Source organism: Clavibacter michiganensis subsp. insidiosus (assembly GCF_002240565.1).
GTDB lineage: Bacteria > Actinomycetota > Actinomycetes > Actinomycetales > Microbacteriaceae > Clavibacter > Clavibacter insidiosus.
This window is the reverse complement of record NZ_MZMO01000001.1, coordinates 2,322,717-2,340,951: the sequence shown is the minus strand read 5'-3', so window position 1 is coordinate 2,340,951 and position 18,235 is coordinate 2,322,717. Positions and strand designations below refer to the sequence as shown.

The following is an 18,235-nucleotide window of genomic DNA, read 5'->3' as shown; positions in this document are numbered from 1 at the left end:
CCGGCGGGGTCGGGCCGGAGCCTCCCGGTGGTCATGAGCACTCCGGAGGTCTGGTAATGTATTCCTCGTAGCGCGGGGTGGAGCAGTTCGGTAGCTCGCTGGGCTCATAACCCAGAGGTCGTAGGTTCAAATCCTGCCCCCGCAACAAGATGAAGGCCCGGTCTCCTCGAGACCGGGCCTTCTGCTTTGCCGGGGATGTTCGCCCGTGCCGCCTAGCGGGCGAGCACCGCGTCGACGGCCGCGAGGATATCCGGCACCTCGGTGCGCGTCGTGTAGTCGACGTGCACGTCCGCGTAGGTCACGCGGCGTTCGGCGTCCACGACGATCACGGTCGGGAACGGGATGTCGCCCGTGCCATCGGCGTTGCTGTCGGCCACGTCGAAGCCGAGCCGCGCGTGGGCCGCCCGTGCCTCGGGGGTCGGCTCGGTCATGAGGCCGAGCGCGCGCACGAAGGCGTTAGACGGATCCGACAGCACGGCGAAGTCCAGCCCGCCGCCCTCGACGGCCCTAGCTGTACCCGGCCATGACGTTGGTGACACTTCGGGGCGTGTGAGGAGGCCTCCTGGCTTGATGGAGCTGTCTAGTTCTGCCACTGCCAGGAGGCCTCGATGTCCCACGCTAATGCTCGTCTGACGGTTCACGGGAGGGTTCTCCTCGTGCGGCGGGTGGTCGAGGATCGTCGGCCGGTCTCGCATGTCGCGCGCGAACTCGGTGTGTCGCGTCAGTGCGCGCATCGGTGGGTGAATCGGTTCCGGTCCGAGGGCTTCGAAGGCTTGTCGGACCGGTCCTCGAGGCCGAGACGGGTGCCGACGAGGACGAGCCCGGAACGAGAACGAGCCGTCGTGGAAGCGAGGACCCGATTGCGATCAGGTCCTGCCCGGTTGGCGCCGGTGACCGGTGTTCCAGCCCGCACGATCTCCCGCATCCTGCGGCGGCACGGGGCACCGCCGTTGGCATGGTTGGACCCCGTCACCGGGGCCGTGATCCGGGCATCCCGGTCGACGGCAAACCGGTACGAGCATGAGCATCCCGGCGACCTGATCCACGTCGACGTGAAGAAGCTCGGCCGGATCCCGGACGGCGGCGGCTGGCGGGCGCATGGCCGCAGCGAACAGGTTCGTGGTCGTGGGATCGGGTTCGATTACGTCCACGCCGTGGTCGATGACCACACCCGCCTCGCCTACGCGGAGATCCACCCGGACGAGAAGGGCGTGACCGCGGCAGGGTTCCTGACCCGGGCCGCGGCGTACTTCGCCGAGCACGGCATCACCCGCATCGAACGGGTCCTGACGGACAACGCGTTCGCCTACCGGCACTCGGCCGCGTTCCAGAACGCGGTCACGCAGCTCGGTGCGAGGCAGAAGTTCATCCGCCCGCACTGCCCCTGGCAGAACGGCAAGGTCGAACGCTTCAACCGCACCCTCGCGACCGAGTGGGCCTACCGGCAACCCTTCACCAGCAACCAAGCCAGAACCGACGCCCTTGATCCGTGGATCCAGCACTACAACACTGAACGAATCCACTCGGGCCACGGGCTGACGCCCGCGGCCCGAGTGTCACCAACGTGATGACTCAGTACACCTAGCGCTGCCCTCGGGCGTCTGAGGGCTCACGGCGACGAGCGTCGCGCCGCGCTCGCCCAGGGCGGGCAGCAGCTCGGCCTGGTACTGCCGGAGGGTCAGGTTGCAGTACGGGCACCAGGCGCCGCGGTACAGCACGACCACCGCGGGACCGGGACCGAGGGCGGCGTGCAGGTCGACGTCCGCGCCGTCGGGATCGACGAGGGTCGCCGCGGGGAGGGCGTCGCCGGGGGCGACCGCGCCGTCGGGGACGCCCTCCGCCCGGAGCGCCTCCTGCTCCGCCGCGAACACGGCCGACAGGTCCGGCCCGATCTGCTCCGCGAAGCCGCGGTCGAAGTCGGCGATCTGCGCCCGGATGGTGGTGTCGGTCATGGTGTGTCCTCGGTCCGTCGGGTCGGTGCGCTCACCGTAGGCGGGCGATCCGGGAGGGCCACGGGAGGGGCGTCACGCGGCGTCACGACCGACGCCGAGCGGACAGGCCCGACGCCGACGCCCGCGGCTCAGCGGCCGCGGCGGCCCGGGAGGACGGCCTGCGCGAGCGGGATCACCGCGACGACCAGCAGCACGGTGCCGAGCACCTCGTCGTCCGGGCGGAGGAGCACGCCGCCCGCGAGGAGGCCGCCGAAGACGAGCGCGGAGACCGCGCGGCGCAGGGTGCGCTCGAGGGCGCCGACGCGGCGCTCGAGCGTGGGATCGCTGATGGGCAGGGCGCCGTCGTCGATGCGCGTGAGCAGCGCGTCGACGCGGCCCGGCAGACGGGCCAGCGTGCCGGCGGTGTCCGAGACGCGGGTGCCGAGGTCGCGCACGACGTTGCCGCGCTCCTCCCGGATGAGGCGCTGCGCGTACGGCTCGACGGAGTCCCAGAGGTTGAACGCGGGATCCAGCGCGCTGCACACGCCCGACGTCAGCGACATCGCGCGGATGATGAGCAGGAAGTCGTCCGGCAGCTGGAACGGCAGGGTGCGCACCACCTCCTGGAACTCGTTCGCGAACGCGCGGAACTCCCGCGGATCGACCTCACGCAGCTCCGCGAAGCCCAGGCCGCCGAAGCGGGCGAAGAGGCGCGTCATGGCGAGCTCGAGCTGCGTGGTGTCAGCCGACGGCAGCAGCACGCCGATGTCGCGGGCCGCGTCGACGAGCCCCTTGCCGTCGCGCGAGGCGGCGGCGATGAGCATCTTGCGGAGGCCCCGTCGCGTGCTCGGCGGCACCTCGCCCATCATCCCGAAGTCGATGAAGGTGAGGGTCCAGCCCTGCTCGACGGAGCCGTCCGTCACGGGCGTGACGAAGACGTTGCCGGGGTGCGGATCCGCGTGGAAGAAGCCGTCGGCGAAGAGCTGGTCGAACATCACGGCGGCGAACACGGGCGCGACGTCGACGGGGTCGATGCCGGCCGCGAGGAGCCCCGCGTGGTCGGTGATCTTGATGGCGGTGACGTCCTCGAGCGTGAGCACGCGCCGGGTGCTGCGCTCCCAGACGATCTCGGGCACGGCCACGCGCTCGTCGGCGGCGAACATCTCCTGGAAGCGGGCCGAGCTGCGGGCCTCGTGCAGGTAGTCGATCTCCTCGAGGCTCGTCTCGGCGAACTCCTCGACGAGCGCGGGTGCGTCCACGCGGTCGGACACGAGCCGGACGTGCGTGAGCCAGCCGCCGATGCGGCGGAGGGCGGCGAGGTCGATGCGGACGATGTCGTCGATGCCGGGCCGCTGCACCTTGATGACGGCGCCCGTGAGGCCCGTGTCGGCGGAGTCGATCGGGCCGAGGATCGCGCGGTGCGCCTGGCCGAGCGACGCGGCGGCGACGGGCGTCTCGTCGACCCAGGCGAACGCGGCGGCGAGCGGCATGCCCAGCTCGCGCTCGGCGAGGGCGCGGATCTCGGGGAACGGGACGGCGGGCACCTCGTCCTGCAGGTCCTCGAGCTCCGCCGTGATCTCGGGCGGCAGCACGTCGAGGCGCGACGACATGAACTGGCCGACCTTGATCATGAGCCCGCCGAGCTCGACCGCGAGCACGCGGAAGCGGCGGGCGAACAGCTTCATGCGCCGGGTGCGCGTGCGGTCGGCGATGCGGCGGAGGCCGACGCGGGGGAGGAAGAGCTCGTACCACCAGGTGACCGCGAGGTTCCAGGCGGCGAAGCGGAGGATGCGGCGGTAGCGGGCGCGCGTCTCCGGGGCGTCGGCCTCGGGGTCCCGCCCGGGAGCGGCGCCGGCCGTGGCCGCGGTCACTCCCGGGCGAGGATCGCGTAGAGGCGGCGGCGGACCGCGTCGAGCTCGGTGGCGGCCTCGGCGACCTGCGCCGCGCTGCCCGACCGCTGGACCTGCGCCGCGGCCTGCGCGAGCGAGAGGCCGGCCTTCGGGAGGGCGGAGCGGTCGTGCCGGTCGTGGCCGTCGTGCCCGTGCGCGCCGGCATCGGCCCACGGCGCGGTGATGCCGTCACGGGCGACCGCCGAGCGGCCCGCCTCCGTGAGCGCCCAGACCTTGCGGCCGTCGGTGGTCTCGGCGGCGATGAGGCCCTCGTCGGCGAGGAGCTGGAGCGTGGGGTAGACGGCTCCGGCGTTCGGGGTCCATGCGCCCGCGGTGCGCTCCTCGATCTCGTGGATGATCCGGTAGCCGTGCATGGGCTCTTCGGCGAGCAGCGCGAGGACGGCATGGCGCACGTCGTGCGGGCCGGCCCCGTGGCCGGCGTGCCCGGTCGGGCTGGCGTCGCGCTTCTCGAAGCGCGCGCGGAGGGACTCCATCGCCTGCCACACGCCGTCGGCGGCGTCGCCGAACGGGGATCCTGAGGTGGGGGACGATGCGGCCATGGCGAGCTCCTTGCTGTGGGACGTGCGCGGTGCCTCGACGATAGGCCGCGGACCTGGCCGCGGACCCGGGAGCGGCCCGTTCGTCAGCGACCCGACAGGTCCGCGGCCCGGGGAGGGACGGCCGCGGTCAGCCGACGGCCTGCGCGAACCCGCGCGTCGGGTCGGCCAGGTGCTCGAGACCGGTGGGGATCGGTCGCCCCTTCGCGGCCATCGACTGCGCCCACAGGCGGCCCGCGCGGTACGACGAGCGCACGAGCGGGCCCGCGAGCACGCCGAGGAACCCGATCGCCTCGGCCTCCGCCTTGATCTCCACGAACTCCTCCGGCCGCACCCAGCGCGCGACGGGCAGGTGCCGCGGGCTCGGCCGGAGGTACTGCGTGACGGTGATGATGTCGCAGCCCGCGTCGTGCAGGTCGACGAGCGCCTCCGACACCTCCTCGCGCGTCTCGCCCATGCCGAGGATGAGGTTCGACTTGGTGATGAGGCCCGCGTCGCGCCCCTGGGTGATCACGTCGAGGGAGCGCTCGTACCGGAACGCCGGGCGGATCCGCTTGAAGATGCGCGGCACCGTCTCTACGTTGTGCGCGAAGACCTCGGGACGGGACGAGAACACCTCGGCCAGGAGATCCGGATTCCCGGAGAAGTCGGTCGCGAGGATCTCGACGCCCGTGCCGGGGGCGTCGGCGTGGATCCGCCGCACGGTCTCGGCGTGCAGCCACGCGCCCTCGTCGGGCAGGTCGTCGCGGGCGACGCCCGTGACGGTCGCGTAGCGCAGGCCCATCCGGCGCACGGAGTCGGCGACGCGGCGCGGCTCGTCGGTGTCGTAGTCGGCGGGCTTGCCGGTGTCGATCTGGCAGAAGTCGCAGCGCCGGGTGCACTGGGATCCGCCGATGAGGAACGTCGCCTCCCGGTCCTCCCAGCACTCGTAGATGTTCGGGCAGGCCGCCTCCTGGCAGACGGTGTGCAGGTCCTCGGTCTTCACGAGCTGCTGGAGCGCCTGGTACTCGGGCCCCATGCGCGCCGTCGTCTTGATCCACTCCGGCTTCCGCTCGATGGGGGTCTCGGCGTTGCGGACCTCGAGGCGGAGCATGCGGCGTCCGTCCGGCGCGGCGCTCATGCGCGGGCTCCGGCGGCGGAGGAGAGGGGAGCGGTGGAGGGCATGGCGGATCCGTTCGGGGCGAGGGCGCGCACGAGGTGCGGGCGGAGGAGGGGGACGACGTCGGCGGGCGTGACCGTGCGGCCCAGGACGCGGCTGATCGAGGTGACGCCCGCGTCGCGGATCCCGCACGGGACGATGCGGTCGTAGGCGTCGAACGCGTTGCTGCAGTTGAGGGCGAAGCCGTGCATGGTGACGCGCTCGGCGACGCGGACGCCGATGGCGGCGACCTTCTCGTCGCGGGGGGATCCGTCGGGGGCTGCACCGCGGATCCAGACGCCCGAGCGGCCGTCGACGCGGCACGACGCGACGCCGAGGTCCGCGAGGAGGCCGATGAGCGCGTCCTCGAGGCGACGGACGTGGGCGACGACGTCGAGGGGCTCCGGCAGCCGCACGATCGGGTAGCCGACCAGCTGTCCCGGACCGTGCCAGGTGATGCGGCCGCCCCGGTCGACGTCGATGACCGGCGTGCCGTCGCGCGGCCGGTCGTCCGGTTCCGTGCGTCTCCCTGCCGTGTACACCGAGGGGTGCTCGAGGAGGATGACGGTGTCCTGCGCCCGGCCCGCGACGACGTCGGCATGCAGGGCACGCTGACGCTCGAGGGCCTCGATGTACGGCACGGAGTTGGCGCTTAGCCCCGTGACGACGATGTCGACCACGCGGCCAGCATAGGCGCGCGGTCCGCGGCAGGCGAGGGCGCGCGCGGGTCCGTCGCGTTGCGGGGGAGGCGCGCGGGGCGGAGGATCGTCCTCGATGACCGACTCCTCCGCACCCGCCGTCCCCGACCGTCCCGTCCGCGCCGCGCAGTCGCAGCACGTGCTGGAGGTGATCCGCACGGAGCGCCTCAGCCCGCACCTCGTCCGCGTGCACCTCGGCGGCGCGGGGACGCGGGCGCTGCTGGAGCAGGCCGCCCCCGAGCGGCTCACCGCGACCGACGCCTACGTGAAGCTCATGCTGCCGCAGCCGGGATCCGGCCTCGTCCCGCCGTTCGACCTGCCCGCCCTCCGCGCGACGCTGCCGGCCGAGGCGCTGCCCGCCGTACGGACCTACACGCTGCGGCACGCGGATCCGGCCGCGGGCACGGCGGCGGGCACGGCGGCGATCGACTTCGTGGTGCACGGCGACGAGGGGCTCGCCGGGCCATGGGCGGCGTCCGCGCAGCCCGGCGACCTGCTCGCGGCGAGCGGCCCGGGCGGCCTGTTCCGGCCGTCCGACGACCCCGCGATCGCGCGGCTGCTGATCGGCGACGACTCGGCCGTGCCCGCGATCGCCGCCGCGCTCGCCGCGATGCCCGCCGGCGCGACCGGCGTCGCGCTCGTCGAGGTGGACGGCCCCGCCGACGAGCTCCCGCTCGCGCACCCCGCGGGCGTGGAGCTGCGGTGGATCCACCGCTCGCGCGTCCCCGGCACCGTGCCGGGCGCCCTCCTCGTCGCCGCGGTGAGCGCGCTCGAGCAGCCCGACGGCGAGGTCGAGGTCTTCGCGCACGGCGAGCGCGGCGCGATGAAGGAGCTGCGCGCGCTCCTCCAGGACGGCTGGGGCATCGACCGCCGCGCCCTCTCGCTCTCCGCCTACTGGGCTCTCGGTCGCGCGGAGGACCGCTTCCAGGCGGAGAAGCGCGAGCCGGTGGGGGCGATCTTCGCGGACTGAGGGTGCCCCCGGAACGGGGGCGCAGCTGTCGTTGCTGCACCCACGCGAGAGCCTGTGGAAAGCCAGCCGATTCTTGTTGAGCTCTGACCCTATTCTCAGCTCCGCTACCGCTCGGCGGTCGCGGATGCGGGTGCCTGATCCGTCTGCTCGAAAGGGAGCAATCGGATGCGTCCTGCACGCCGTCTCACCTCCACCGCCGTCATCGTGGCCCTGGCCCTGGTCGCGGAGATCTTCGTCGCCCTGCCCGCCGAGGCCGCGACCACGCCGACCCGGCCCGTCGCCTCCGTGCCCGCGCTCACGTCCGACGACGTCGACGTCGCCACGCCGACGATCCCCAGCGGATCGGTCGACGCCCCCGCTCCCGCGTACGCCCAGGCTCCCGCCGACCCGAGCGCGCCGGCCGCCGACGCCTCGGCCGTCTCGCCCTCCTCCCTCTCGGCCTCCGCCGTCGCGCGCCCCCGGCGAGCGGCATCGGCCAGCCAGCTGCAGGACTCGGCCCAGCTCGTGTCCCAGTCGCAGCTCCAGGACACCTACGCGAACGACGACGGCACCGAGTCGGCGGTGCTCTCGCAGACGCCCCTCAACGTGCAGGACACGAAGGGCGACTGGGTCCCGGTCAACACGGACGTCACCGTCCGGTCGTCCGGGGCGGGGGTCGTCCCCGACCACCCGCTCGCCCCGCGCTTCGCCGACTCCGCGTCCGACGCGGGCGTCCTCACGCTGCACCACGACGGGCACGTGCTCAAGTACACGCTGGATGGCGCCGCGGACAGCCCGCTCGAGCGGCCCAGCGCCGACGAGGTGCAGTACCGGGACGTGTTCCCTCGCACCGACCTGCACTACGCGGTGACGGCCGGGCAGGTCAAGGAGGAGCTCATCCTCGCGGCGCCGCCGGTGCCGGCCGCCCCCTCGTACACGTGGCACGTGAGCGCAGCCGGTCTGCACGCGGCGCAGGACGCCGACGGCTCCATCCTCTTCACGGACAAGGCCGGATCCGTCGTCTTCGGCATCCCCGCGCCCCGCATGTACGACTCGAGCGGGATCCCGGACGTGCAGGAGCCCGCCGACGCCCCGTCGCCACCACGCTGACCGCCGACGGACGGGGCTGGACCATCCGGATGACGCCCGATCCGGCGTGGCTCGCGAGCCCCGATCGCGCGTACCCGGTGCACGTGGACCCGTCATCCGTCGCGTCCTGGTCGAACGACCAGCACGAGTACAAGTCCGACGGCACCCGGCTCACCGACGGCACCGTCCGCATCGGCAACGCGCGGGACCACGGCGACAAGTACTGGCGCACGGTCGAGCACTTCGACTACGAGCAGCTGTTCGGCAAGCAGGTCCTCAGCGCCCGCATCGACGGCTCGTACTACAACGGCGGAATCAAGGCGCTCTTCGGGGGATCCATCAGCGCCGCCACGTCGTTCTCCTACAACGGGGTCGGTGACAGGCTCAGCCAGTTCGCCATGTCCGACAACGGCTCCGCGCAGGACGACCGGCTGACCGACGAGATCGCGAAGTACGTGCGCGACGGCTCGCGCGGGGCGTACCTCATCATCGGCGGCGATGAGCGGCCCGGCGTCTACACGTACAAGTCGATCGCGGTCGCCCTCGTCGTGACCTACAAGGACATGCCCACCGCGGGCCCGGCCATCGCGCCGTCCCCCGCCGACGGAGCCCGCGGTCCCGTGATGCCCACGCTCGCGATCTCGGGGACGGACCCGGAGGGCACCGGGCTGCAGTACTTCTACCGCATCAGCGCCGGGGACGATCCCGAGGTGGCTCCCGTGTGGGAGTCGGGCTGGGGCGCGCAGCAGGTGAAGGTGCCGTTCGGCGCGTTGAAGCCCGGCACGAGGTACCACTGGAAGGGCTACGTCGAGGACGGGTACGACGGGGTGCACGGCACCTCCACGCTCGGCATCTCCTCCACGTGGAGCTTCACCACGAACACGCCGGCCATGACGGCGCAGGCGGGGTCCGCGCCCGTGGACGGGTCCGTGATCACCACGACGACCCCGACGCTCACGGCGCCAACCATCACCGATCCCGACGGGGACCCCGTCAAGTACCGGTTCCAGATCGCCTCCGGAGCCGACGGCACCACGGGCGCCGTGGCCACGTCCGGCTGGCAGACGGGCACCACGTGGACGGTGCCGGCGAACTCCCTGCAGGACGGCGGCCGCTACACCTGGTCGGTGCGCGCCTCCGACGGCTACGACGAGCCGCCGGTGACGTGGACGGACAAGATCCGGGTCGACCGCCGCGTCGGCGACGCCGGACCCGCGCCGACGGACACCGCGGGTCCCGTCAGCGTCAACCTCGCGAACGGCAACGTCGGGCTGCGCTTCGCGTCGCCGACGGTCCAGGCCCTCGGCGGCAGCATGGGGCTCGGCTTCAGCTACAACTCCCTGCAGGCGGGCAGCGGCGGGCTCCTCGGCCGCTACTACGACGGCGCGGTTCCCCTCGGGGACGGCGACGCGTGCCACGCCGACGCCGGCACGCTCGCGACGACGCGCACCGATCCGTCGATCTCGTTCGACTGGGGCGACGGCTCGCCCGCCCCGGGGGTCGATCCGGACAACTTCTCCGCGAAGTGGACGGGCTTCCTGCACGTGCCCACCACGGGCACCTACACGTTCGGCATGACGCGCGCCGACGGCGGCTGCGTGCGCGTCGGGGGATCCACCGTGTACTCCGGGTGGCGAGACGACCACGTGGCGCAGGACACGACGGGGTCCACGCCGACCGCCCTCACGCAGGGCACGCCCGTGCCGCTGGAGGTCGACTACTTCGAGCACGCGGGGGAGGCCGGCGTCTCGCTCTGGGTGACGGACCCGACGGGCGCGCAGTACGTGGTCCCCGCTGACTGGTTCACCCGCACCGTCGACACCCTCCCCGCCGGATGGTCGTCGACCACCGCGCTCGAGGGCGACGCCGGCGACTGGTCGCGCGCCCAGGTCACGGACTCCGCCGTGATCCTCACCGACGCCTCCGGCACCGCGCACACCTACACGCGCACCGCGGGCGACGGATCCGGCACCGGCTACACGGCGCCGACGGGGGAGCACGACCGCGTCTCCCTCGACCAGTCACGGCAGGTCGTCGTGACGGGCGACGACGGCACGATCACCACGTTCGACCCGTCGGGTCGCGTGCAGGGGGTCACCGGCTCCGGGGGCGCACTCAAGCGAGCGACGCCCCTGTCGACGCGTCGACCCGGTACGGGACTCGTCGACCGCGTGTCGGATCCGCTCTCGGCGCTCGGCACGTCACCCGAGACCTACGGCCGCGAGGTGCGCTTCGCGTACGCGGGCGACACCGCCGCGTCCGTGGGCCTCGACGCGAAGGACACGGACTCCACGGGATCGGCCTGCCCGGTGGCCGCCGGGTTCGCCGCGCCTCCCGCCGACATGCTCTGCCGCATCGTCTACCCGGGCCACGTCGCGGGATCGGCGGACACCACGCGCCTCTCCTACGACGCGCACGGCAACCTCGTGCGCATCACGGATCCGGGCGACGAGGTCACGGACCTCGCCTACGACGGCGGACGCCTCACCACCGTCCGCGACGCGCTCGCGGACGACTGGCTCGCGGCGGACGCGCGGCGCACCGCCGACGCGAACGTGGCCACCACCATCGCCTACGACGCCTCCGGTCGCGCGACCACGGTCACGCTCCCGGCGCCCGACGGCGTCACGGCGGCGAAGCGGCCAACAAAGTCGTACGTCTACGGATCCGGCACGACCTCCATCGACGTGCCGGCGCTCGGTCTGCCCGCGGGCACGCACGCCTCGACCGTGACGTACGACGACGCGTGGCGGCAGACGAGCATCACCGGTCCGTCGGGGCTCACCGCCTCCTCGGAGTGGAACCAGAAGGACCTGCCGCTGGCGTCCGTCGACGCGCAGGGTCGGAAGTCGACCACGATCTACGACGCGCAGGACCGTCCGACGGATTCGTACGGCCCGGCCCCGGCGTCGTGCTTCGGCTCCGACCGCGTCCCCACGGCGGCCTGCGCCGCGACGACGGCGCACACTGCGACCGGCTACGACGGCGGCCTGCACGGGCTCGATGCGGTCTGGTACGACAACGGCAATCTCACGGGCGCGCCGCGCGCCTACAGCTTGGGCGTCGGCAACGCGGACGGGAGCGTCGACCAGGACTGGGGGAGCGGCAGCCCGTCCGCGGCAGGCGACGGCTTCCCTGCTGACACCTTTTCCCTGCGTCTCACCGGCCTCGTGACCGCTCCGTAGGACGGCGACTACACCTTCGCCACCAAGGCGGACGACGGCACGCAGCTGTTCCTCGACGACATCCCGCTGATCGACGCCTGGGGCGCGAACCCCGGCAACGAGGTCCGGGCGACCCACGCCGTGCACCTGGCAGCGGGGCAGACGGCGCGCATCCGGCTCCAGTACAACGAGGGCCAGGGCAACGCGGCGGTCAAGCTGGAGTGGCAGATCGGGAACGGCGCCACCGTCGTGGTGCCGGGCAGCGCGCTCACGCCCGACTACGGGCTGCAGACGAGCGTGACGGCCGCCGACCAGGCGCCCACGGGCGTGGCGGGCATCAGCTCGTCGCAGATCTCGTCGGCCACCTCGGTCACGCAGTACGACGAGCCGTGGCTCGGCATCGCGACCGCGTCGGTCGTGGATCCGAAGGGCCTCGCGCTCACGCACTTCACCACTCACGAGGCGCGCGGCTCCGGATACCTCCGGCGCCTCACCCGCACGCTGCCCGCGCAGGCCAACGTGGCCACCACGAGCGCGTACTACGGCCCGTCCGAGACCATCGCCTCCGCATGGGGTGCGACCGGCAAGGTCTGCGGCGTCGACGCGGCTACACCGCAGTACGGAGCGACGAAGACCACCACGGGCGCGAAGCCCGCGTCGGGCGACGCCATCGTCACCTCGTTCGTCTACGACGTGATGGGGCGCGCCGTCGGATCGAAGCGCTCCGGCGACGCCGACTGGTCGTGCACCTCCTACGACGCCCGCGGGCGCGCCGTCTCGAGCACCACGGCCGCCTTCGGTTCGGTCGCGGCGCGCACGGAGAAGACCGACTACGCGGTAGGCGGGGATCCTCTCACCGGGGCGGTCTCGGACGGCGCCGTCACCGGGTCCACCAGCGGCGGCACGGTCACCACGACGGCGAACCTCCTCGGGCAGGCGGTCAAGTACATCGACGTGTGGGGGACGGTCACGACCATGTCGTACGACGTGGCCGGCCGTGTCGCCTCGACGGTCGCGACGCCGCCCTCCGGCGCCGCGCACACCACCTCCTACGAGTACGACATCGACTCCCGGGTCGACGTGATGCGCGTGGACGGCAAGGTCGTCGCCGATCCGACGTACGCGAAGGGCGAGCTCACGGGGATCACCTATCCCTCCGGCACGACCGGCGCGGGCAACGGCTCGTCGCTCTCCGAGATCACGCGGAACGGCGCAGGCGCGGTGACCGGGATCGGCTGGTCGTTCCCCGGGAAGCAGACCGCCGTCACCGATCGCGTCATCCGCTCGCAGGCGGGCGACGTGCTGCAGGACACCACGAGCGACGGGAGCACGAGCAACGTCTCGACGTACTCGTACGACGCGGCCGGACGCCTCGTCACCGCCGTGATCCCGCACCACCGCCTGACCTACGGGTTCGACGCGCTCGCCGGATCCGCCGCCTGCACCCAGGCGGGCGCGGTCGCCGCCGCCGGTCGGAACGGCAACCGCACCTCCTCGTCGGACGTGCTCGACGGCGGGACGCCGACCACTGTCGCGTCCTGCTACGACGGCGCGGATCGCCTCATCGGGACCACGGTGGCGAACGCCCCCGCGGACGCCTCGCCGGTGAACCGCTCCCTGACCGCCGCGCAGCTCACCTACGACGCGCACGGCAACACCGTGCAGCTCGCGGACGAGTCGCTGTCGTACGACGGCGGGGACCGGCACACGGGCACGAAGCTCGCCGACGGCTCGTCGGTGACCTACATGCGCGACGCGACGGATCGCATCGTGCAGCGGACGGAGGTCACCGCCGCGGGCGTGAAGACGGTCACGCGGTACGGCTTCACGGGGAGCGGCGATGCGCCGGACTTCGTGCTGGACGTGTCGAGCGCGGCGACCGAGTGGGATCTGCCGCTGCCGGGTGGCGTGACGGCGGAGTTCCGCACTGGGTCGGCCGTGTGGTCGTACCCGAGCATCCATGGCGACATCCTCGTCACGGCGGACCAGGCCGGGGCGCGTGCGCCGGGGCTCGCGGTCTACGACCCGTTCGGGCAGGTCGAGGATCCGAGGACGGGTGCGCTGGGCACGGTGTCGGCGAACCAGTCGGGTCCGGACACGCAGCAGGGCAACGCGGACTACGGGTGGCTGGGTCAGCACCAGAAGCTGTCGGAGCACCTGGGCGGCATCGCGACCATCGAGATGGGCGCCAGGCAGTACGTCGCGGCGCTGGGGCGGTTCCTGCAGGTGGATCCGGTCGAGGGCGGGACGGATGACGACTACGCGTATCCGAACGACCCGATCAACGCGTTCGACCTGACGGGGCAGTTCGTTTTCTTGATACCCCTTGCTGTTCTCGTTGCAGCTGCCGTCGGCATAGCGATTGTCGCTACCGCCGTCGTGCTCGGTGCATGGTGGGTAGGGCAGCAGATCGGGTCCTGGTTGAAGGCGACCGCTTTTCCCTGGATAGGCCAGGTCTTCAGCAAGCCGAAGCCCAAGCCGCCGGCATCGAACGTGCCGCCTCGGCACTCGCGCGAGTCGGCCTCGTCACGAGCGGCTGCGGAAGCACGGGCCAAGGATCTGTCGAGCAAGAAGAATAATGACAAAGGGCCCTTGTGTCGAGCCTTCCGGAAACTTTGCGGACGAGGTGATCATTATCACGTTGACGTCACGACTAGGGCGGGGCGAGTAGTGGGTACGCATCACGTATACTTCCCGCGCAATTACAATGGAGACTAGCGGTTGGTAGCTGGATGGTCGCCATGGTACGGTCGCGGAAGTTACTCGCGAGGTGTTATTCCCGTCCGAAATCCTGTGGTGCGCGAGGTGCGTTGACCATCAGGTAAGTCACGTCATTTGAGCCTTGACTCGTCGGTGCCATAGCGGCCAAGGGTGCGGCGAGGCGGTCAGTGATTCATGTATCAAGGAATCGCACATAAGTAGAGAAAGGTTTATCAATGTGGGTGGATGACGAGGGTTTGTTCCATACCGTGCATGTGTGGAAGGCAATGGAGCTGCTTTCAGATTCACTGTCGGCGGAGCTTGCATCGGCGCCTGGGAAGGCTTTCGACGTGCTCAGGCACGACGTCCAGCGCGTCAGCGGCGACGTGGTCGACTCGCTGATCGAAGTAGATGAGTGGGGGGATCAGAGCGAATATGTCGAGCGGGTTCTGCCGGACTCCTACTTGGAGGTCATTCGGATGCCGTCCACGATGGCGGAGCTGCGGAAAGAGCTCGTTACCCTTCCCTGGGCGGTTCCGCTCCAGTGGCGCATGGATGCATCAATGCTGGGAGTCGACATCGTGGCACTGGCCTCAGCGCGGCGAGCCACGATCAAGTCGCGAGCGATGAGGAGACTGGGAATCAGGCAAACGCTGCGGCACAGGGCATAGGCCCCCCGCCGGGCTGCACCCCAGCATCCCCCAAGGCATCGTGTCACTGTCTGGGTTGCGCGCCTCTGAACACGCTTACTTCGCCGCATCCACGGCGACATCCTCGTCACGGCGGACCAGGCCGGGGCACGTGCGCCGGGGCTCGCGGTCTACGACCCGTTCGGGCAGGTCGAGGATCCGAAGACGGGTGCGCTGGGCACGGTGATAGCGAACCAGTCGGGTCCGGACACGCAGCAGGGCAACGCGGACTACGGGTGGCTGGGTCAGCACCAGAAGCTGTCGGAGCACCTGGGCGGCATCGCGACAACAATGTCTCGTATCGTCAGGTTATGCACTCGCACTACAAGGGTGGATGGAAGAAATCAAACTCGATGCCCCCGCAGGGAAAGTACGCCAAGGGTGATGCGTACATTAAAATCTACGTAAATCACTGAGAGGACAAGTGGTATGTGGTTCAAAGGTAGAAGGCCAGCCCGCCGTGCGGAAGATGCGGACATCTATGAGGAGCCAACCACCCCAATCGACCCGCGTGTCCCGCACCCCGCTTCCTGGCTCCCTGCGGGAATCGTCGCTCGGGTGGATCAAGACGAAGTCGAACGAGGATGGGTGATCGCGCGTCGGATGCACGGCGACCAGGGAGAGCAGGAATTCGCGTACAAGCTGTTCTTGCCGACCTGGCGGCCTTTCATCGGCGGAGGTTCGCAGGGGACGCTCGTACCTGTCTCGGAGGACTCCTTCCATCCCGGCGAGGGAGGGTGCATCGATCTCGCCACGACCCTGCTGGCTCTCGAATGGGATCTGACTCCGGAGGCGTGGGTCGAGGCGAATCGGTGGCGAGCGGAGAGGGACAGAGCCGGCCTCTCGGCCTTGAAGAGAAGCGACAGGAGATTCCTTGCACAACTCAGTCGCGGTCGCTCTCCCGACTATCCCTTCGACGCCGGCCCGTGGGATGGTCCGGTGGACTGATGCCTGCCGGCGCGCGCTCGGACGATCGCAGCACGGGGAGCGCAGGGCGGAGTGAGGAGATAGGGGACCGAGTGTCGCGAGACGAACGGGTGACAGAATGGCACATCCGGATCCACCCCAAGGGGACGAGGCTCTCGTGGCTCACGCGCGTCCTGGTGGCAGCGTGGGAGCGACAGGCCGGCACGATTCTCTCGCCATCGCACGGCACTGTCCTCGTGCTGCGTCGCCATGAAGTGCACGCGATGGTCGGTGCCCTGAGGGATCCTCTAGGTCGTGACCGCGATGACGCAGTCGGCCATGTCCGGATCAAGGTCATCCGTGGGATCGGCGAGCGACCGCGTTCGAGTGCCGGGGATCGAGGCGAGTCGCCCACCGGTCACTACCCCGTGGACGAGATGTTCCCGGCGTACCTGGTTCCGATGCTTCCGGGGCGGCGGGCGGCCTCGATGCTCACGAAGGTCATCAACCGCTTCTCCCGTCGCGACCGAGCAGAGGTGCTCGACCCGAGCGAAGTGTGCGTCTACATATTCCTTCGCGGCTCCGATCTGTCCCTCCGCGATCTCCTGATGTCAACGGATCCTCGCATCTGCAATGAGGAGCTGCGGGCGGGTCTGATCGAGGACTTCCTGGAATATCTGCGTGAATCGTGATGGACCTGTGGCCATGACATGCTCCGCAACGAAAGGGGGCACCGCGCATGTGGGTCGCTGACGACGGGGTGTTCCACGTCGAGTACCTGTGGGGTGCCCGTGACCTGCTCTCGGATGAGGCGTCGCGCGCCCTGCACCGGGTATCGGGTGCCACCTACCGCGCGCTCATGCGGGACGTGATGGACACGCTCTCCGACGTCTCCGATCACCTGCACGAGATGACGGGATGGGCCGATCAGGCCGCCTTCGTCGAGGAACCCATCCCGGTGGAGCTCCTCGCGCCGATCTCGCGCGCGACGACGTTCACGGAGCTGAAGCACGAGCTGATCCACCTGCCGCACGACATCGATCCACAGTGGCCGCTCGACGCGGCGGGGGTCTGCTGGGACATCGTCAGCACCGTCAGCCGGGAGCGGCGCGGCGTCGGCTCTCGGGTGCGTCGGCTCGGTGGCCGGGTCACCTCGCGTGAGTGCGGCCCGCTGCTCGGGCTCGGGCGCAGGCGGCCATCGTGATCAACTTCTGGCGCCGCCGCCCCCGCATCATCTCGGAGCCGGAGCCCCGCCTCTGCCACCTCCGCAACCCCGCCGTCCCGCCGTCCGACGAGTGGCTGCCGTCCGGCATCGCCGGCCGCATCCGGTTGCCCGGGTACCCGCATCCGTGGGTGGTGGCGCGGCGCAACACGAACGACTTCTGGCTCCGTGACGACGCCTACCGCCTGATGCTTCCGGAGGACGAGTTCCGCTACGGCGACGGTGAGGACCAGTGGATGGTCGGGACCGCCGAGTCGGCGAGCGAGCCGTGGCCGGAGGGATCGCTCATCGACGTCGTCACGACCGTGCTGGATGTGGAGTGGGATGCGTCCGCGGAGGCGTGGGAAAAGGCCCGCGCCTGGTTCGTGCAGGCTTCGAAGCGTCGATGGGAGAGCTTCACCCCGGAGGAGCGCCGGTCGCTGGAAAGGCTCGTCGGCCGGCGCGACGAGAAGACCAGCCACGGGTACTTCGACGTCGGTCCCTTCGGCGGTCCCCTCTGAGCCCGAGCGCGGGTGCCATGGCGCCGGACCGCCCCCGTCCGCCACCACCCCGCCGATCCGCCATGCTGTTCCCTGCGCGTGATGCGGCACGACCGCCCGCGCGGATCCCGTCCCCCCACCCCGGAGACCGCCATGACCGCTTCCGCGTCCGAGCCCCTGCCCACGCCGATCGCCCCCTCGCCCGACGAGCCGACCACCGCGGGGATCCCGCACTCCGTCATCGAGGACGTGCTGGGGATCCTCACCGGCACCTTCGTCGCCTCGTTCGGGCTGTTCCTGCTGCGCGACGCCGGCGCGGTCACGGGCGGCACCGCGGGTCTCGCGCTGCTGCTGAGCTACACGGGCGTGCTGCCGTTCGGGGTGCTGTTCTTCGTGGTGAACGCGCCGTTCTTCGCGCTCGCGGTGTGGAAGAAGGGGTGGCGGTTCACGATCCGCACGGTCATCTCGGTCGCGCTCGTGTCGCTGTTCTCGACGCTGCACCCCGCCATGGTCACCGGGCTCGAGCTGCAGCCGGTGTACGGCGTGCTCGCGGGGAACCTGCTCGTGGGGATCGGGCTGCTGGTGGTGTTCCGGCACGGATCCAGCCTCGGCGGGTTCAACATCGTGGCGCTCATCGCGCAGGAGCGGTTCCGCTTCCCGGCCGGGTACGCGCAGATGATCCTCGACGTGATCGTGATCCTGCTCGGCCTCACGGTGGTGCCGGTCGAGGGCGTCGTGTGGTCGGCGCTCGGCGCGGTGCTGCTCAACCTGGTGCTCGCGCTCAACCACCGGCCGGGGCGCTACACCGGGATCTGACCCGCGGC

The 18,235-nt window shown here is 71.1% G+C and carries 17 protein-coding genes, 1 tRNA gene and 1 pseudogene; 13 read left to right on the top strand and 6 right to left on the bottom strand.

From position 1 onward, the window contains the following. Nucleotides 1-71: 71 nt before the first annotated feature. Nucleotides 72-145: transfer RNA gene (locus B5P21_RS11335), tRNA-Met, on the top strand. A 67-nt stretch (nucleotides 146-212) separates the two neighbouring features. Here the strand turns inward: B5P21_RS11335 and B5P21_RS11330 are convergent. Beyond that, on the bottom strand, nucleotides 213-593 hold the full coding sequence (locus B5P21_RS11330; RefSeq protein WP_246865280.1) for a thioredoxin domain-containing protein: 381 nt from the start codon (nucleotides 591-593) through the stop codon (nucleotides 213-215). A 15-nt stretch (nucleotides 594-608) separates the two neighbouring features. Between B5P21_RS11330 and B5P21_RS11325 the strand changes: the two genes are divergently transcribed. Next, complete coding sequence (locus tag B5P21_RS11325) at nucleotides 609-1,568, top strand: IS481-like element IS1122 family transposase (RefSeq protein WP_094171167.1); 960 nt, start codon at nucleotides 609-611, stop codon at nucleotides 1,566-1,568. On the opposite strand, the gene B5P21_RS11320 is transcribed toward B5P21_RS11325, so the two are convergent. The 5 genes from B5P21_RS11320 to lipB all read right to left on the bottom strand — a co-directional run bounded on the left by B5P21_RS11320 (nucleotide 1,557) and on the right by lipB (nucleotide 6,195). Then, entirely contained in the window at nucleotides 1,557-1,952 is a 396-nt protein-coding gene (locus B5P21_RS11320; RefSeq protein ID WP_246865279.1) for a redoxin domain-containing protein, read from the bottom strand. The two genes, B5P21_RS11325 and B5P21_RS11320, sit on opposite strands and share 12 nt — an antisense overlap. Before the next feature lie 128 nt (nucleotides 1,953-2,080). After that, nucleotides 2,081-3,802: an ABC1 kinase family protein gene (locus B5P21_RS11315; RefSeq protein WP_094171166.1), complete on the bottom strand. Its 1,722-nt coding sequence runs from the start codon at nucleotides 3,800-3,802 to the stop codon at nucleotides 2,081-2,083. After that, nucleotides 3,799-4,380 carry a PadR family transcriptional regulator gene (locus tag B5P21_RS11310; RefSeq protein WP_045527277.1) on the bottom strand — a complete coding sequence of 194 codons (582 nt, stop codon included), beginning with the start codon at nucleotides 4,378-4,380 and terminating at the stop codon, nucleotides 3,799-3,801. The genes B5P21_RS11315 and B5P21_RS11310 overlap by 4 nt, the downstream gene beginning before the upstream one ends. Before the next feature lie 127 nt (nucleotides 4,381-4,507). Continuing rightward, entirely contained in the window at nucleotides 4,508-5,497 is a 990-nt protein-coding gene (gene lipA, locus B5P21_RS11305; RefSeq protein WP_045527279.1) for a lipoyl synthase, read from the bottom strand. Next, on the bottom strand, nucleotides 5,494-6,195 hold the full coding sequence (lipB, locus tag B5P21_RS11300) for a lipoyl(octanoyl) transferase LipB (RefSeq protein WP_045527281.1): 702 nt from the start codon (nucleotides 6,193-6,195) through the stop codon (nucleotides 5,494-5,496). The genes lipA and lipB overlap by 4 nt, the downstream gene beginning before the upstream one ends. Nucleotides 6,196-6,289: 94 nt before the next feature. Here lipB and B5P21_RS11295 point away from each other — a divergent pair, with 94 nt between their 5' ends. The 11 genes and pseudogenes from B5P21_RS11295 to B5P21_RS11245 all read left to right on the top strand — a co-directional run bounded on the left by B5P21_RS11295 (nucleotide 6,290) and on the right by B5P21_RS11245 (nucleotide 18,227). Continuing rightward, on the top strand, nucleotides 6,290-7,183 hold the full coding sequence (locus B5P21_RS11295; RefSeq protein WP_094171165.1) for a siderophore-interacting protein: 894 nt from the start codon (nucleotides 6,290-6,292) through the stop codon (nucleotides 7,181-7,183). Between the two features lie 165 nt (nucleotides 7,184-7,348). After that, nucleotides 7,349-8,272, top strand: coding sequence for a hypothetical protein (locus B5P21_RS16865; RefSeq protein WP_094171164.1), 924 nt, complete (start codon nucleotides 7,349-7,351; stop codon nucleotides 8,270-8,272). 29 nt (nucleotides 8,273-8,301) lie between these two features. Further along, nucleotides 8,302-11,436, top strand: coding sequence for a PA14 domain-containing protein (locus B5P21_RS11285; RefSeq protein ID WP_045527285.1), 3,135 nt, complete (start codon nucleotides 8,302-8,304; stop codon nucleotides 11,434-11,436). 12 nt (nucleotides 11,437-11,448) lie between these two features. Next, a pseudogene (locus tag B5P21_RS17555) lies at nucleotides 11,449-11,652 on the top strand (PA14 domain-containing protein); the annotation flags it as partial. 459 nt (nucleotides 11,653-12,111) lie between these two features. Beyond that, nucleotides 12,112-14,133 carry an RHS repeat-associated core domain-containing protein gene (locus tag B5P21_RS17620; RefSeq protein ID WP_345703639.1) on the top strand — a complete coding sequence of 674 codons (2,022 nt, stop codon included), beginning with the start codon at nucleotides 12,112-12,114 and terminating at the stop codon, nucleotides 14,131-14,133. A 224-nt stretch (nucleotides 14,134-14,357) separates the two neighbouring features. Beyond that, entirely contained in the window at nucleotides 14,358-14,786 is a 429-nt protein-coding gene (locus B5P21_RS11275; protein ID WP_133064188.1) for a hypothetical protein, read from the top strand. A 576-nt stretch (nucleotides 14,787-15,362) separates the two neighbouring features. Continuing rightward, nucleotides 15,363-15,752: a hypothetical protein gene (locus B5P21_RS11265; RefSeq protein ID WP_133064187.1), complete on the top strand. Its 390-nt coding sequence runs from the start codon at nucleotides 15,363-15,365 to the stop codon at nucleotides 15,750-15,752. Between the two features lie 89 nt (nucleotides 15,753-15,841). Continuing rightward, the gene (locus B5P21_RS11260) at nucleotides 15,842-16,402 is read left to right on the top strand and encodes a hypothetical protein (protein WP_094171159.1); all 561 of its coding nucleotides are present in this window, start codon (nucleotides 15,842-15,844) and stop codon (nucleotides 16,400-16,402) included. A 47-nt stretch (nucleotides 16,403-16,449) separates the two neighbouring features. Continuing rightward, nucleotides 16,450-16,914 carry a hypothetical protein gene (locus B5P21_RS11255; protein ID WP_045527288.1) on the top strand — a complete coding sequence of 155 codons (465 nt, stop codon included), beginning with the start codon at nucleotides 16,450-16,452 and terminating at the stop codon, nucleotides 16,912-16,914. Continuing rightward, complete coding sequence (locus B5P21_RS11250; protein WP_094171158.1) at nucleotides 16,911-17,432, top strand: hypothetical protein; 522 nt, start codon at nucleotides 16,911-16,913, stop codon at nucleotides 17,430-17,432. The genes B5P21_RS11255 and B5P21_RS11250 overlap by 4 nt, the downstream gene beginning before the upstream one ends. A 132-nt stretch (nucleotides 17,433-17,564) precedes the next feature. Next, nucleotides 17,565-18,227 carry a YitT family protein gene (locus B5P21_RS11245; protein ID WP_045530223.1) on the top strand — a complete coding sequence of 221 codons (663 nt, stop codon included), beginning with the start codon at nucleotides 17,565-17,567 and terminating at the stop codon, nucleotides 18,225-18,227. The last annotated feature ends 8 nt before the right edge of the window (nucleotides 18,228-18,235 follow it).

Excerpts from the sequence above, each read along its gene's own strand:
- B5P21_RS17620 (WP_345703639.1), top strand. The coding sequence starts at position 12,112 with ATGGGGCGCGCCGTCGGATCGAAGCGCTCCGGCGACGCCGACTGGTCG.
- B5P21_RS16865 (WP_094171164.1), top strand. The coding sequence starts at position 7,349 with ATGCGTCCTGCACGCCGTCTCACCTCCACCGCCGTCATCGTGGCCCTG.
- B5P21_RS11320 (WP_246865279.1), bottom strand. The coding sequence starts at position 1,952 with ATGACCGACACCACCATCCGGGCGCAGATCGCCGACTTCGACCGCGGC.
- B5P21_RS11295 (WP_094171165.1), top strand. The coding sequence starts at position 6,290 with ATGACCGACTCCTCCGCACCCGCCGTCCCCGACCGTCCCGTCCGCGCC.
- B5P21_RS11325 (WP_094171167.1), top strand. The coding sequence starts at position 609 with ATGTCCCACGCTAATGCTCGTCTGACGGTTCACGGGAGGGTTCTCCTC.
- B5P21_RS11255 (WP_045527288.1), top strand. The coding sequence starts at position 16,450 with ATGTGGGTCGCTGACGACGGGGTGTTCCACGTCGAGTACCTGTGGGGT.
- lipA (WP_045527279.1), bottom strand. The coding sequence starts at position 5,497 with ATGAGCGCCGCGCCGGACGGACGCCGCATGCTCCGCCTCGAGGTCCGC.
- B5P21_RS11285 (WP_045527285.1), top strand. The coding sequence starts at position 8,302 with ATGACGCCCGATCCGGCGTGGCTCGCGAGCCCCGATCGCGCGTACCCG.
- B5P21_RS11245 (WP_045530223.1), top strand. The coding sequence starts at position 17,565 with ATGACCGCTTCCGCGTCCGAGCCCCTGCCCACGCCGATCGCCCCCTCG.
- B5P21_RS11310 (WP_045527277.1), bottom strand. The coding sequence starts at position 4,380 with ATGGCCGCATCGTCCCCCACCTCAGGATCCCCGTTCGGCGACGCCGCC.